13 protein-coding genes and 1 pseudogene are annotated in these 13,949 nt (G+C 68.7%); 3 read left to right on the top strand and 11 right to left on the bottom strand.

Annotated elements, in window-relative coordinates:
- Positions 1–39: 39 nt before the first annotated feature.
- A complete protein-coding gene (locus ACSFBF_RS34020; RefSeq protein ID WP_435474708.1) occupies positions 40–810 on the top strand; it encodes a Crp/Fnr family transcriptional regulator in 771 nt (256 codons plus the stop codon).
- A gap of 18 nt (positions 811–828) precedes the next feature.
- Here ACSFBF_RS34020 and ACSFBF_RS34025 read toward each other — a convergent pair whose 3' ends face one another.
- Positions 829–1,716, bottom strand: a complete 888-nt coding sequence (locus tag ACSFBF_RS34025) for a DUF6279 family lipoprotein (protein WP_435474710.1) — start codon at positions 1,714–1,716, stop codon at positions 829–831.
- On the opposite strand from ACSFBF_RS34025, the gene glmU reads away from it, so the two are divergent.
- Entirely contained in the window at positions 1,715–3,142 is a 1,428-nt protein-coding gene (glmU, locus tag ACSFBF_RS34030; protein WP_435474712.1) for a bifunctional UDP-N-acetylglucosamine diphosphorylase/glucosamine-1-phosphate N-acetyltransferase GlmU, read from the top strand. The two genes, ACSFBF_RS34025 and glmU, sit on opposite strands and share 2 nt — an antisense overlap.
- Before the next feature lie 6 nt (positions 3,143–3,148).
- Here the strand turns inward: glmU and ACSFBF_RS34035 are convergent, their stop codons facing one another.
- Positions 3,149–3,640 (bottom strand): Lrp/AsnC family transcriptional regulator, encoded by a 492-nt coding sequence (locus ACSFBF_RS34035; protein ID WP_435474714.1) that lies wholly within the window; start codon positions 3,638–3,640, stop codon positions 3,149–3,151.
- Positions 3,641–3,778: 138 nt separating this feature from the next.
- On the opposite strand from ACSFBF_RS34035, the gene glmS reads away from it, so the two are divergent.
- On the top strand, positions 3,779–5,659 hold the full coding sequence (gene glmS, locus ACSFBF_RS34040) for a glutamine--fructose-6-phosphate transaminase (isomerizing) (RefSeq protein ID WP_435474716.1): 1,881 nt from the start codon (positions 3,779–3,781) through the stop codon (positions 5,657–5,659).
- A gap of 48 nt (positions 5,660–5,707) precedes the next feature.
- Here glmS and cuyB read toward each other — a convergent pair whose 3' ends face one another.
- The 9 genes and pseudogenes from cuyB to ACSFBF_RS34085 form a co-directional block, all read right to left on the bottom strand.
- On the bottom strand, positions 5,708–6,424 hold the full coding sequence (gene cuyB / locus ACSFBF_RS34045) for a cysteate racemase (RefSeq protein WP_435474775.1): 717 nt from the start codon (positions 6,422–6,424) through the stop codon (positions 5,708–5,710).
- Entirely contained in the window at positions 6,424–7,113 is a 690-nt protein-coding gene (locus tag ACSFBF_RS34050; protein ID WP_435474777.1) for an aspartate/glutamate racemase family protein, read from the bottom strand. The genes cuyB and ACSFBF_RS34050 overlap by 1 nt, the downstream gene beginning before the upstream one ends.
- Before the next feature lie 15 nt (positions 7,114–7,128).
- Positions 7,129–8,622: pseudogene (gene hydA, locus ACSFBF_RS34055) on the bottom strand (dihydropyrimidinase); the annotation flags it as partial.
- A 20-nt stretch (positions 8,623–8,642) separates the two neighbouring features.
- Positions 8,643–9,578 carry an N-carbamoyl-D-amino-acid hydrolase gene (locus tag ACSFBF_RS34060; protein WP_435474718.1) on the bottom strand — a complete coding sequence of 312 codons (936 nt, stop codon included), beginning with the start codon at positions 9,576–9,578 and terminating at the stop codon, positions 8,643–8,645.
- Positions 9,579–9,621: 43 nt separating this feature from the next.
- Complete coding sequence (locus ACSFBF_RS34065) at positions 9,622–10,308, bottom strand: amino acid ABC transporter permease (RefSeq protein ID WP_435474720.1); 687 nt, start codon at positions 10,306–10,308, stop codon at positions 9,622–9,624.
- Between the two features lie 21 nt (positions 10,309–10,329).
- A complete protein-coding gene (locus tag ACSFBF_RS34070) occupies positions 10,330–11,010 on the bottom strand; it encodes an amino acid ABC transporter permease (RefSeq protein ID WP_435474722.1) in 681 nt (226 codons plus the stop codon).
- A 21-nt stretch (positions 11,011–11,031) separates the two neighbouring features.
- Entirely contained in the window at positions 11,032–11,781 is a 750-nt protein-coding gene (locus tag ACSFBF_RS34075; RefSeq protein WP_435474724.1) for an amino acid ABC transporter ATP-binding protein, read from the bottom strand.
- A 39-nt stretch (positions 11,782–11,820) separates the two neighbouring features.
- Positions 11,821–12,663: a transporter substrate-binding domain-containing protein gene (locus ACSFBF_RS34080; RefSeq protein ID WP_435474726.1), complete on the bottom strand. Its 843-nt coding sequence runs from the start codon at positions 12,661–12,663 to the stop codon at positions 11,821–11,823.
- Between the two features lie 256 nt (positions 12,664–12,919).
- Entirely contained in the window at positions 12,920–13,834 is a 915-nt protein-coding gene (locus ACSFBF_RS34085) for a LysR family transcriptional regulator (protein WP_435474728.1), read from the bottom strand.
- Between the last annotated feature and the right edge of the window lie 115 nt (positions 13,835–13,949).

Consider the following 13,949-nt stretch of genomic DNA (forward strand, 5'->3'; position numbering starts at 1 on the left):
AAATGTCAAAAGACACAGGCGCAGCGCCTATAGTGAAGCGTGAAATTCGAGGACTATCCCGCCGCTGCCGCGCCTCCCCAGGGCGTGAACTCGTGCGACCAGTGCGCGTTGCGCCAGCTCGATGCCTTCGTGCCGGCCTCCGGCGAAGAGCTGCAGGCCATCCAGTCTTTCCGCATCGGCACCCGGCGCGTGGAGGCGGGCAGTTCGATCATCGACGAGCACCGGCCGAGCCCGCAGCTCTTCACCCTCTATTCGGGCTGGGCCTTCCGCTACAAGACGCTGAGCGACGGCCGGCGGCAGATACTGAGCTTTCTGCTGCCCGGCGATTTCCTCGGCCTGCAGGACGAGTTTGCCGAGGGGCAGACGCACGGCGTCGAGGCGGTGACCGACGTCACGCTGTGCGCCTTCTCGCGCGACCGGCTCTGGGACCTGTTCCATGCCCAGCCCAAGCTGGGCTACCACATCACCTGGCTTGCGGCGCGCGAGGAAAAGATGGTCGACGACAGTCTAGTCACCACCGGCCGGCGCAATGCCGGCGAACGTGTGGCCATGCTGCTGATGCACCTGTACCGCCGCGCACAGCGCGTGGGCATGGTGCGCGACGGCTGGGTCGAGTTTCCGTTCAACCAGCAGCACATCGCCGATGCGCTGGGGCTCTCGCTGGTGCACACCAACAAGACGCTGCGGCGGCTGCAACGGCTGGGGCTCTACAAGATCGACGCCGGCTGGCTGCGCATCATGGAGCCGCACGCGCTGGAAACGCTGGGCGACTACTTCGAACGCCCGATGCGGCCGACGCCGCTGATCTGACCGGGCGCAAGGCCTTCTTCAGCGCGTGGCCACCAGCTGGCGCAGATCGTTCTCGTAGGCCTGCAGCCGGCGCACCGCCTGCGCGCGCTGGCTGGCAGTGGTGCCGTTATGCAGCGCAGCCGTGTTGCGGCAGCCCTCCTGCAGCAGCGCTTGCTGCTGGTCGCGCCATGGCCCGGGCGGCGGCTCGGCGATGCGCTGGATGTAGCCATGCAGCGCCGTGCGCGCCTCGGCCGGCGACGGCTTGCTGGCCACGAAGCCGCGCAGCAGCACCAGCGCCTCCTGCTGGCGCTTGCGGCGCTCGGCGTCCGCCAGCCGCGGATCGAACACCGACTGCGCAACCTGCTGCTTCAGCAGCTCACGCTGTTCCGTGCTGAGGCGGCCGTAGAAGTCTTCGGTGCGGTCCAGGAACTGGTCGTAGCGCTTTTCCTGCACCTGCGCCGGGGTGCGGTCGAGCCAGTCCTTGCGGTATTCGGCGTTGTTCTTCGCGTACTTGCGCTCCAGCTGCTGCAGTTGCGCGTCGGTCAGGCTCAGCGCCAGCTCGGTGCCGGCCGGCTCGGCGCGTTCGGTAACGGCCAGCAGGCGCTCGCGGACGCGGTCGGCCATGGCGCAGACCTGCGCCGGCGTCACCTCTCCCGGCGCCAGCGCCTGCGCTTCCTGCAGCAGCGATGCGATGCGCGGCAACTCGTTCTGGCGGTGCCAGGCCAGCAGCTGATCGAGCTCGTCGCGCACCTTCGGGGTCTGCGCGCCGTCGAAGTCCAGGTAGCCGTCGAGCCACCAATAGCTCACCGTGGGCAGGTTGTTGTAAGCCAGCTTGATCGCGCTGCAGGCGCCCAGGGCGGCGGCGATGAGCAGCACGCCGATAATTCGCGCCACTGCAGCGCAACGAAATCGGGAAGAAAAACGCATGAATCAGACTCCGCAACAAGACAGCCGGGGGCCGGTCGACGTCGTCATCATGGCGGCCGGCAAGGGCACGCGCATGAAAAGCAGACTGCCCAAAGTGTTGCATCGATTGGGCGGCCGCGCATTGCTGGCCCACGTGACGGGCACCGCCGCACGCATCGGCGCGCGCGGCGTGGTGGTCATCACCGGCCATGGCGCGGCCGAAGTCGAGGCCTCGCTGGCCAGCGGCATCGAGGGCGCCACGCTGCGCTTTGCGCGCCAGGAGCCGCAGCTCGGCACCGGCCACGCGGTGCAGCAGGCCGCGCCGCTGCTGCCGGACGACGGCACGGTGGTCGTGCTGTCGGGCGACGTGCCACTGATCGGCGAAGACACGCTGCGCGCGCTCATCGCGGCCAGCGCGGGCAGCAAGCTGGCGCTGCTGACCATCGAATTCGACGACCCAGCCGGCTACGGCCGCGTCATCCGTGCGGCGGAGCAGGGCGAGGTAACAGCCGTCGTCGAGCACAAGGACGCCACCGAGGCGCAGCGCGCCGTGCGCGAGATCTACAGCGGCGTGATGGCCGTGCCCGCGCGCCTGCTCAAGGGCTGGCTCGCGCGGCTGGACAACAAGAACGCCCAGGGCGAGTACTACCTGACCGACGTGGTGAAGTTCGCCGCCGCCGACGGCGTGCCCGTGGTTGCACACATCACCACCGACGCACTGCAGGTGGCCGGCATCAACAGCCCGGCCCAGCTCGCGGCGCTCGAACGCGCCTGGCAACTGCGCCAGGCGAATGCGCTGATGGAGCAGGGCGTGCGCCTGGCCGACCCGGCGCGCTTCGACCTGCGCGGCACGCTCGAATGCGCGGCCGACGTCGAGATCGACGTCAACTGCGTGTTCGAAGGCGCGGTGTCGCTGGGCGAGGGCGTGCGTATCGGCGCGAACTGCGTCATTGCCAATGCGCGCATCGAGGCGGGCGCGGTGATCCATCCGTTCACCCACATCGAGGGCGAGAAGGCCGGCGTGACGGTGGGCGCGGGCTCGCTCATCGGCCCCTTCGCGCGGCTGCGGCCCGGCGCGCAGCTGGGCGCAGAGGTGCACATCGGCAACTTCGTCGAGGTCAAGAACTCGACGCTGGCCGCCGGCGCCAAGGCCAACCACCTTGCCTACCTGGGCGACGCCACCGTGGGCGAGCGCGTGAACTACGGCGCGGGCAGCATCACCGCCAACTACGACGGCGCCAACAAGCACCGCACCGTGATCGGCGACGACGTGCACGTGGGCAGCAACTGCGTGCTGGTGGCGCCCATCACCATTGGCGCGGGCGGCACCATCGGTGGCGGCTCGACCATCAACAAGTCGACCGAGCCGGGGGCGCTGACTGTGGCGCGCGGCAAGCAGGTGAGCTTCGCCAACTGGAAGCGCCCCCAGAAGAAGCCGAAGGCCTGACGGTTCTCAGGCAGAGGGTGTCAGCGGCAGCCGGGGCTCGAATTTCGCGCGCTTGAGGCTGAAGAAGGCCTTGACGTTGCGCACATTCGCATCGGCCGTGAACAGGCGCTGCGTGAGCGCGCCGTAGTCGGGCATGTCGCGCGCGGCCACGACCAGCACGAAGTCCGGGCCCGGCGACACGCGCCAGCACTGCTGAACTGCGTCGTCGGCGATGACGCGGGCCTCGAAGGCGTCGAGCGAGGCGGTGTCCTGCCGGTCGAGCGAGATTTCGATCACCGCCTGCAGGCCGTGGCCCAGTACTGTGGCGAGCCGGTCGGGCGACAGCAGTGCGACCTGGCGTTCGATCAAGCCGACTTCGCGCAACCGCTGCACGCGGCGCAGGCAGGTGGGCGGCGAAATGCCGACATCGGCGGCCAGGCGCTGATTGGTCTGCGAAGCATCGCGCTGGAGGGCGTCGAGCAGCCGCAGGTCAATTGAATCCAGGGAGATTGATTCCATATTCAATGAAATTATGGAATAAAAGTCCAAATCAAAGAAATGAAGAAATAAAAGTCCGAAATCTATGAAATTTCGAATGCATATTTCTTTCTCGCCTTCCTACCATCAAGGCTCTTCTTCATTCAAAGGCAGCTCACCATGTGCGGCATCGTCGGGGCAGCGTCCCATCGCAACATCGTTCCGGTCCTGGTTCAGGGCCTCCAGCGGCTCGAATACCGTGGCTATGACTCGTGCGGCGTGGCGGTGCATGCCGGTGGCCTGACACGGGCGCGCACCACTTCGCGCGTGGCTGACCTCGTGGCGCAGGTGCGCGACGACAAGGTCGAAGGCCTCACCGGCATTGCCCACACGCGCTGGGCCACGCACGGCGCGCCGGCCGTGCACAACGCGCACCCGCATTTCAGCCACGGCCCCGGCACCGATGCGCAGAACGCGCGGCCGGGCCGCATCGCGCTCGTGCACAACGGCATCATCGAAAACCACGAAACGCTGCGCGCCGCGCTCGAAGCGAAGGGCTACGTCTTCGAGAGCCAGACCGACACCGAGGTCATCGCCCACCTCGTCGACAGCCTCTACGACGGCGACTTGTTCGAAGCCGTGAAGGCGGCCGTGCTGCAGCTGCACGGCGCCTACGCCATCGCCGTGATCTGCCGCGACGAGCCGCAGCGCGTGGTCGGCGCGCGCGCGGGCTCGCCGCTGATCCTCGGCGCCGGCAAGGACGGCGCGGAGAACTTCCTCGCCAGCGACGCGATGGCCCTGGCTGGCGTGACCGACCAGATCATCTATCTGGAAGAAGGCGACGTGGTCGACGTGCAGCCGGGCAAGTACTGGATCGTCGACAAGAGCCACAAGCCGGTCACCCGCCAAGTGCGCACCGTGCACGCCCACAGCGGCGCGGCCGAACTCGGCCCCTACCGCCACTACATGCAGAAGGAAATCTTCGAGCAGCCGCGCGCCATCGGCGACACGCTCGAAGGCGTGGAAGGCATCGTGCCCGAGCTGTTCGACGGCATCGGACAAGACGGTGCCACCGGGGCCAGCGCGTACCGCGTGTTCCAGGACATCGACAAGATCCTCATCCTCGCCTGCGGCACCAGCTACTACAGCGGCTGCACGGCCAAGTACTGGCTCGAAGGCATCGCGAAGATTTCCACGCAGGTCGAGATCGCCAGCGAATACCGCTACCGCGACTCCGTGCCCGACCCGAAGACGCTGGTCGTCACCATCAGCCAGTCGGGCGAAACCGCCGACACGCTGGCCGCGCTGAAGCATGCGCGCTCGCTCGGCATGGAGCAGACGCTGACCATCTGCAACGTCGCCACCAGCGCGATGGTGCGCGAGTGCAAGCTGGCGTACATCACGCGCGCCGGCGTCGAAATCGGCGTGGCGTCGACCAAGGCCTTCACCACGCAGCTCGCGGGCCTCTTCCTGCTCACGCTCGCCATCGCGCAGGCCAAGGGCCGGCTGAGCGACGCCGACGAGGCGCGCTACCTGAAGGAGATGCGCCACCTGCCCGTCGCGCTGCAGTCGGTGCTGGCGCTGGAGCCGCAGATCATCGGCTGGGCCGAAGACTTCGCGCGAAAGGACAACGCGCTCTTTCTCGGCCGCGGGCTGCACTACCCGATTGCGCTCGAAGGCGCGCTCAAGCTCAAGGAAGTGACCTACATCCACGCCGAGGCCTACGCCGCCGGTGAACTCAAGCACGGCCCGCTCGCGCTGGTGACGAGCGAGATGCCCGTGGTGGCCGTGGCACCGAACGACGCGCTGCTCGAAAAGCTCAAGAGCAACCTGCAGGAAGTGCGCGCGCGCGGCGGCGTGCTCTACGTGCTGGCCGACGGCGACACGAAGATCAAGAGCAGCGACGGCCTGCACGTGATCCGCATGCCCGAGCACTACGGCGCGCTCTCGCCGATCCTGCACGTGGTGCCGCTGCAGCTGCTGGCGTATCACACGGCATGCGCGCGGGGGACCGATGTCGACAAGCCGCGCAATCTGGCCAAGAGCGTCACGGTGGAGTGACGATGAAGCTCAAGCACTGAGGGGCCTGCGGCGGCACTGCGCGGCAGTTCAGGCCGCGGCGGGTCGCATCAGGCCGATGGCCTCCAGCGCCAGCGCGTCGATCGAATCGGTCAGCACGATGTCGAACTCGCGGCGCCGCTGCGCCGGAACGGCGAGCGGCAGTTCGGTGCACCCGAGCACCACGGCCCGTGCGCCTTGCTGTGCGAGCAGGCGAATGCCCTCGGTCGCGGGGGCGAAAGCGTCGTCGATGCGATTGGCTTTCACGGCCGCGATTGCCGGCACGCACAGGCGCTGCACGTCTTGGGGCGAAGGCTCGATCGGCTGGTAGCCCGCGGCGCGCAGGTGACGCTGGTACAGCCCCATGGCGATGGTTGCGGGCGTGCCCAGGATGCCGACCTTGCCCTGCGTCACGCCCTGGCGGCGCAGGTCCGCCACCACCGAATCGACGATGTGCAGCAGCCGCGTCGGACTGGCGGCCTGCAGTTCATCGAACCACAGGTGGGCGGTGTTGCACGGAATGGCGATGCAGTCGGCGCCGCCGGCCACCAGCGTCTCGATGCCGCGCAGCATGGCGGGCAGCGGGCTCGGCCCGTGGCCGAGGAAGGCCGATGAGCGGTCGGGGATGCCGGGGTCGTTGCACAGCAGCACCGGAATGTGCTGCTGGTCGTTGTCGGCGGGCGTGAGCTGCACCATGCGCAGCGCGAATGCGGCGCCGGCCAGCGGCCCCATCCCGCCGAGCACGCCCAGCCGCCGCGGTGCGGCCATCATGGGGCGGCTCCGTCGCGCCACGCCAGCGCAAGCCGGGCCGAGAGCTCGGCCGCCGCCTCGCACGGGTCGACCACGGGCACGCCCACCGCGGCTTCCAGCGGGGCGCGCAACTCGGCCATGCCGGCGCAGCCGAGCAGCACGACGTCGGCGCCGTCCTCGTCGACCAGCATGCGGGCCGCCGCGATCATCGGCGCCAGCGCGTGGGCGGCGTCGCCCGACAGGTGTACCGGCAGGTCGAGCGGTCGTTCGGCCACCACGTGGTCGCGCACGCCCAGCGCCTCCCAGTAGCGCAGGTGGCGCCCGATGGCGGCACTGGCGATGGCGATCACGCCCACGCGCTGGCCGCACGCCATGGCGGCGCGCATGCCGGCTTCGCCCAGGCCGATGACCGGGCGGTCGCAGCGCGCGCGCGCCGCGGCCACGCCGGGGTCGCTGAAGCAGGCCAGCACGAAGGCGTCGGCCTCGGCCGCGTGCGCAGCCACGTCGTCGGCCGCGATGCGCGCGCCGTGCTCGAAGTCGTCCTGCGTCACGATGCCCGGCGGGCCGTCGTGCGCGGTGATGCAGTCGAAGGCGCATTGCGTCGGCGGCACGGCGGCGCGGAAGGCGCGCGCCACGGCCTCCGTCACGGAGGCGCTGCTGTTCGGGTTCAACACTCGCACGCGCGGCGGGGCGGCGAGCGTGTTCATGCCTTGTCCTTCCCCCAGGCCGATCAGTGCCTTCAGCACATGGCCGTGCGGGCGTTGCGCGTCGGCGACCGGTGCGCGGCGCGCCAGGTCCGGCGCGCCGCGGCGCAGGTAGTGGCCGCTGCCGCGCTCGGCATGCAGCGTGTCGTTCTCGACCACCACGCGGCCGCGACTCACGACCACCTCGGGCCAGCCCTGGATGGTTCGGCCCTCGTAGGGCGTGTAGCCGGCGTTGTCGTGCAGCATCGCGGCGGTGATGGTGGTCTCGCGCTCGGCGTTCCACACGGCGATGTCGGCGTCCGCGCCCAGGGCAATCGCGCCCTTGCGCGGTGCCAGGCCGTAGAGCTTCGCGTGGTTGGTGGCCGTGAGCGCCACGAACTGGTGGATGTCGATGCGCCCCTTCAGGAGTCCTTCGCTGAACAGCAGCGGCATGCGCAGCTCGATGCCCGGCACGCCGTTGGCCATTTCCTTGAAGGTGGTGGCGTCGCCCTTGGGCAGCTTGCCGGTTTCGTCGAAGCGATAGGGCGCGTGGTCCGACGAGTAAGTGGCCAGCGTGCCGTCGATCAGGCCGCGCCAGATGGCCTCCTGCGCATCGGCATCGCGCGCGGGGGGCGAGCAGCAGAACATCGCGCCCTCCAGGCCCGGGCGGTCCATGTCGGCGGCGGTCAGGAACAGGTACTGCGGGCAACTCTCCGCCAGCACGTTGGCGCCCAGGGTCTGGGCCTGGCGGATCACTTCCACTGTGTCGCTGCCGGCCACGTGCACCAGCAGCAGCGGCACGTCGACCAGCCGTGCCAGCGCGATGGCGCGGTAGGCCGCCTCGGTCTCGGCCAGCGGGTCGTGCGCCACGCCGTGGAACTTGGGCGCGGTGTGGCCGCGGTCGATCAGGCGCTGCGCGATCCAGCGGATCATGTCGTTGTTCTCGGCATGCACCATCACCAGCGCACCCTCGGCCCGCGCCAGCGCCAGCACGTCGAGCAGCTCGTAGTCCTCGAGCTTCATGCGGTCGTAGGTCATGTAGACCTTCAGCGAGGTGATGCCGTCGCGGATGGCCGCGGGCAGGTCTGTCGAGAGCGTGGTGGCGTCGGGGTTCGCCAGGATCAGGTGGAAGCCGTAGTCGATCACCGCCTTCTCGGCCGCGCGCCGGCTGTAGTCCGCCAGCACCTCGGGCACCGACATGTCCCGGTGCTGCGCCGCGAACGGCACGATGGTGGTGGTGCCGCCGAACGCGGCGGACACGGTGGCCGAGTAGAAGTCGTCGGCGCACATCATGCCCATGCCCGAGCGCTGCTCGACGTGGCAATGGCTGTCGATGCCGCCCGGCAGCACCCAGCGGCCGGTGGCGTCCACGTCGCGCAGGCCCGGCGGCAGCGAGCCCCCGATGGCCGCGATGCACCCGTCGCGCACGCCGAGGTCGCCCTCGACCACGCGGCCGTCGGTGACGATGCGCCCGCCGCGGATCGTCAGATCGAAGCGCTCTTCGCCGATCAGCGAAGCGATGGTGGTTTCCATGAGGGGCTCCGTGCGCGCGTTCAGACCAGTGGCTCGCCCGCGCCCGTGCGCTCGACGATCAGGCGGTAGTGCTCGGGGCGGCGGTGCTTGGCGAAGTTGAAGACGTGCTGGCGGAAGTGCTCGCCCAGCGACATGTCGGCCTTCACGCAGATCACCTCGTCTTCCTCGGTGAGCGAGCGCGCCACGATCTCGCCCGTGGGCGCGACGATGGCGGAGCTGCCGATCATGTGGTGGCCGTCCTCCGAGCCGCACTTGGCGGCCGCGGCCACCCAGATGCCGTTCTGGTACGCATTGGCCTGCAGCGACACCAGGTGCGTGGTGGTGCGCAGGTGCACCGGCTCGTTCCAGTGAATGTTGAGCGAGGGCGTGTTGTAGCCCAGCACCACCACTTCCGCGCTCTGCAGCGCCATCACGCGGTAGGTCTCGGGCCAGCGTCGGTCGTTGCACAGGCACATGCCGAAGCGCGTGCCCATGGTGTCGAACACGCGAAAGCCCAGGTCGCCGACCTCGAAGAACTTCTTCTCCAGGTGCTGGAAGGGCGCGTCGGGCTTGTGCTCGGAGTGGCCCGGCAGGTGGATCTTGCGGTACTTGCCGACGATGGCGCCCGCGCGGTCCACGATGATCGCGGTGTTGTAGCGCGTGCCCTCGGGCGTGCGCTCCGCGTAGCCGAGGTAGAAGCCCACGCCGAGCTTCTTCGCCTCGTCGAACAGCGGCTGGACCTGCGCGTTGGGCATGGCCGGCTCGAAGAAGCGGGCCTCGGCCTCGGCCTCGTCCATCCAGTAGCGCGGGAAGAAGGTGGTGAGCGCGAGTTCGGGGAACACGACCATCTCGGCACCGCGGCCCTTGGCGTCGCGCATCATCTCGACCAGGCGGCGCACGACCGCCTCGCGGGTGTCCGACAGGTGCACCGGGCCCATCTGGGCGACGGCCAGGCCCAAGGTACGTTTCGTTGTCATCATTGCTTCCTCAGTTAGCGTTGGTGGTTGTTCGGGGGGCGCCTCAGGCGGCCTTGGGGTTCGGGCGGCGATGGCGTCTTTCCAGGCGCCCCAGCAGCACGACCAGCGGCCACAGCAGCGCGAGATAGATCAGCGCGGCCAGCACGATGGGCGTGGGGTTGTAGAGCATCGATTGCGCGGAACGCGCGGCGTAAAGCATCTCGGGCACCGACACCACGCTGGCGATGGTGGTGAGCTTCACCACCTCGATCATGTTGCTCACCAGGTCGGGGAACACGTTGCGCACCGCCTGCGGAATCTCCACGTACAGCAGACTGCCCAGGCGGCCCATGCCGGTGGACAGCGCTGCCTCGCGCTGGCCGCGCGGCACCGACTCCAGGCCCGCGCGCAGGATCTCGCCGAAGTAGCTCGAGTTGTTCAGCATGAAGCCCAGCGCCACGCAGGCCATGGGCGAGAGCTCCACGCCGAGATAGGGCAGCCCGGTGTACAGGAAGATCAGCAGCACCAGCGGCGGGAACGCGCGGAAGAAGTCGATGTACACCACGAGCAGCGCGCGCACCAGCCGGTTGCGGATCACGAAGCCGGCCAGCGCCAGCGCCATGCCGGCCGCCAGCCCGAGCGGGATCACCCAGGCCGACAGCAGCAGCGTGTTGAGCAGGCCCTGCAGGATGTAGGGCGCAACCTCGCGCACCACGCCGAGGTTGAAGAAGTACTGGAGGATGAGTTCCATCGGGGGCTCCGTTCGGCGGCTTCAGTGGCGGCCCGCACCGTGGCGCCGTTCGATGTAGCGCCCGGCGACGACCACGGGCAGGAAGATCACGAGGTAGCCCAGCGCGCCCAGCATCAGCGGCGTGGGGTTGCCCGCGAAGCTGGTGGCCGAGGTGGCCTGGTTCAGGATTTCATTCAGCGCGGCCACCGAGCCGTAGGCCGTGCCCTTGGTGATGGCGATCACGCGATTGGTCAGCGGCGCCACCATCAGCCGGCACGACTGCGGCAGCAGCACGTGCACCATGGCTTGCGTGTGGCTCAGGCCGGTGGAGCGCGCGGCCTCCATCACGCCGCGCGGCTGCGACTCGATGCCGGCCCAGAACACCTCTTCGGAGAAGGCCGCGAGCACCAGCGTCAGTGCCAGCCAGGTCGAGGCGAAGGCGCCCAGCGACACGCCCAGGAAGGGCAGCGCGTAGTACAGCAGGATGATGAGCACCAGCGGTGGCAAGGCGCGCAGGATGTCCACCAGCGTGGACACCAGCAGCGGCAGCCCGCGCACCGGCAGGCTGCGCAGGTAGGCCAGCACGATGCCCAGCGCCAGGCCGGCGGCGATCACCGCCAGGCCCAGCTCGATCGTCACGCGCGCGCCGTCCAGCACCTGGGGCAGGTAGCGCGCGGCGATGTCGCCGTTGAAGAAGGTGAAGACGAGCTTGTCGAACTGCATGCCGCGTTCCCGTTCGGGCGCTCAGAGCGCGCGGCTGCCGATGCTGGCAATGAAGGCCTCGGTGCGCGCGTGCGCCGGCGCCTCGAACACCTGCGCGGGCGAGCCCTGCTCGACGATGGCGCCGCCGTCCATGAACACCACGCGGTCGGACGCCGCCTTGGCGAAGCCCATCTCGTGCGTCACCACGACCATGGTCATGCCGTCGGCGCGCAGCTCGCGCATCACCTGCAGCACGCCGCCCACCATCTCGGGGTCGAGGGCGCTGGTCGGCTCGTCGAACAGCACCAGCGCGGGCTTCAGCGCGATCGAGCGCGCAATGCCCACGCGCTGCTGCTGGCCGCCCGACAGCTGCGTGGGGCGCACGCGCGCCTTGTGCTCCATGCCGACGCGCGCGAGCGCCTCCATGGCGGTGTGCTCGGCGGCGTCGCGCGCCATCTTCTTGACCTTGCGAAGCGCCAGCGTCACGTTGCCCAGCACGTCGAGGTGCGGGTAGAGGTTGAACGCCTGGAACACCATGCCCACGCGTTCGCGCAGCCGGTTCAGGTTGGCGCCCGGCGCATAGATGTCGTGGCCTTCCACGCGCACCTCGCCGCGGCTCGCGTCTTCCATGCGGTTGCAGCAGCGCAGCAGCGTGCTCTTGCCCGAGCCCGAGGGCCCGATCACCGAAACCAGCTCGCCCGCCTGCACGTCGAGGTCGATGCCATTGAGCACGGGAACGCTGCCATAGGATTTGTGCAGGTTGCGAACTTGCAGGAGCGAAGAAGACGTCACGGCGGTGGTCGGCGAGGGGTGGACGGGATGGCGCGCCGCTTACTGGCAGACGGGCTTGGCGGCAGTGGCTTCGTAGCCGAACAGGCCCGGGACGCCATGGCCGGGCGGCGAGACCACCGTGGCCGAGTCGGCCGCCGGTGCGGCGCCGAACCACTTGGTGTGCATCTTCTGCAGCGAGCCGTCGAGCTTCATGCACTTGAGCACGTTGCTCACCTGGTCGCGCCCGGCCTTGTCGTCCAGGCGGAACGGAATGGCCCACACGGAACCGGTTTTGATGATGAAGGTGGTCTTGATGGCCGGCGTGCTCTTCACGGCCCAGGCCGAGGGCGTGACGCCCGCGAGGTTGGCGTCGCCGCGCCCGGAGATCACGGCTTGCACCGCGTCGGCGTTGGTGCCGTACACGGCGATCTCGTAGCCGTACTTCGCCTGGTTGTTGCGCGCCCATTCCTCGGGGCCCGAGCCCTTGTTCACGGCGATGGTCTTGCCCTTGAGGTCTTCCAGGCGCTGGATGTCGTCGCGCTCCTTCTTCATGACCAGCGTGAAGTTGTTCTCCAGGTAGCCCTCGGTGAACAGCACCGACTTCGCGCGCTCGGGCGACACCGTGGTCGGCGCCATCAGGAAGTCGAACTTGCCCGCGTTGAGCGCGGGAATCAGCGCCGAGTACTGCGCGCCCTCGATCTCGATGCGCCGGCCGAGGCGCCGCGCGATTTCTTCGCCGAGCTCGACGTTGAAGCCCTGGTAGCCGCCGCTGAGCTTCGGGAACGCATGCGGCGGAAAGTTGGGGTCGATGCCGGTGCGCAGCGGCGTGGTCTGGGCGACGGCGGCGCCGACGGCAAAGGCGAAGGCCAGGGGCGCCAGCAAGAGCTTGAGGTGACGGGACATGGGCTTTTCTCCAGAAAAAATCGCAAGCGGGACAGCAGGGTTCGCGGGGAGCGAGCTGCACCGCAGTGGCGTGCTGCGGCGATGCGATGAATTATTTCGAGGTAAAAAAGCGGCGTCGATTGATGCTTTGTGCGGCGTCGTTGCGCGTGTGTTAACACCTGGCCCTGGGCTGGTGCACCATGCCGATGCGTGCCCATATGCGTGCGCAGCGCATGCTATTGGGGTATTCCCTTGCGAGGGGAGCGAGGCAGGGCGATCAGCCTTCCTGAACTTGCGGCGCGGCGAGCCCGCGCTGCATCAGCACGCTGCGCAAGGTACGCACGAAGGCTTCGGCGGCGGGCGAGAGCGGGTCGGTACGCAGGTGCACGAGGTGTGCGACCAGCGGCTCGAGTCCTTCCACGGGCAGGATGCGAAAGCGCGCGTCGGACCATGCCTGCAGAGAGAACTCGTCGACCAGCGCGATGCCCGCGCCCAGGTGCGTGAGTGCGCATGCGTTCTGCGGCGAGCCGACTTCGAGCATCGTGCGCGGGGCGTCTTCCAGCGGCGCGAAGAAGTTGCGCACCAGCTCGCCGAACGGCGTGCCGCGCGGGTACGACATCAGGTCGTGCGCCAGCAAGTCCTGGGCGCCGACCGCGTTGCGCGCGGCCAGCGGATGCGTGTGCGGACAGATGCACACGATGCGGCAGCGTGCGACCGGCATCGTGATGAGGTTCGGATGGTCCACCGCCTCCAGCGAAATGCCCAGGTCGAAGTGGCGGCTCAGCAGGCGCTCGCGCAGCAGGTCCTGGTTGAGGCACTTGAAATGCACGCGCGTCTCTGGGTTGGCCTGGTGGTAATGCGCGATGGCCATCGGCACCAGCATGTGCCCGATGCCAGGGCTGGACACCACGCTGACCAGGCCCGAGCGGCGGGCCATGAGTTCATGCGTGAGGTCGCTGATGCGTTGCACGCCCTGGTACACATCCTCGACTTCGTGGTACAGACGACGGGCCTCGGCGGTGGGCGAAAGTCGGCCCTTGATGCGGATGAAAAGCGGAAAGTTGAGCTGGGTCTCGGTGTGCGAGAGCACCCGGCTGATGGCGGGGACCGACACATGCAACAGGCGGGCGGCATCGCTCACCGATCCGGTGGCCATGATGGCCCGAAACACTTCGATTTGACGCAGATTCATGGTGCAGAACTTTAGCGCCGCAGTTTTCTTGCGCGACGCGGCAGGGTCATCCGTGCCTCTGCCGAGGCCAGACATGGCCGCGACGATGCCGTTTACGGCACTAAGATCGCGGGCT

The sequence above is a fragment of the Variovorax nivicola genome, from assembly GCF_051216475.1.
Lineage (GTDB): Bacteria > Pseudomonadota > Gammaproteobacteria > Burkholderiales > Burkholderiaceae_C > Variovorax.

Excerpts from the sequence above, each read along its gene's own strand:
- glmU (WP_435474712.1), top strand. The coding sequence starts at position 1,715 with ATGAATCAGACTCCGCAACAAGACAGCCGGGGGCCGGTCGACGTCGTC.
- ACSFBF_RS34025 (WP_435474710.1), bottom strand. The coding sequence starts at position 1,716 with ATGCGTTTTTCTTCCCGATTTCGTTGCGCTGCAGTGGCGCGAATTATC.
- ACSFBF_RS34035 (WP_435474714.1), bottom strand. The coding sequence starts at position 3,640 with ATGGAATCAATCTCCCTGGATTCAATTGACCTGCGGCTGCTCGACGCC.
- glmS (WP_435474716.1), top strand. The coding sequence starts at position 3,779 with ATGTGCGGCATCGTCGGGGCAGCGTCCCATCGCAACATCGTTCCGGTC.
- cuyB (WP_435474775.1), bottom strand. The coding sequence starts at position 6,424 with ATGGCCGCACCGCGGCGGCTGGGCGTGCTCGGCGGGATGGGGCCGCTG.
- ACSFBF_RS34050 (WP_435474777.1), bottom strand. The coding sequence starts at position 7,113 with ATGAACACGCTCGCCGCCCCGCCGCGCGTGCGAGTGTTGAACCCGAAC.
- ACSFBF_RS34060 (WP_435474718.1), bottom strand. The coding sequence starts at position 9,578 with ATGACAACGAAACGTACCTTGGGCCTGGCCGTCGCCCAGATGGGCCCG.
- ACSFBF_RS34065 (WP_435474720.1), bottom strand. The coding sequence starts at position 10,308 with ATGGAACTCATCCTCCAGTACTTCTTCAACCTCGGCGTGGTGCGCGAG.
- ACSFBF_RS34070 (WP_435474722.1), bottom strand. The coding sequence starts at position 11,010 with ATGCAGTTCGACAAGCTCGTCTTCACCTTCTTCAACGGCGACATCGCC.
- ACSFBF_RS34080 (WP_435474726.1), bottom strand. The coding sequence starts at position 12,663 with ATGTCCCGTCACCTCAAGCTCTTGCTGGCGCCCCTGGCCTTCGCCTTT.
- ACSFBF_RS34085 (WP_435474728.1), bottom strand. The coding sequence starts at position 13,834 with ATGAATCTGCGTCAAATCGAAGTGTTTCGGGCCATCATGGCCACCGGA.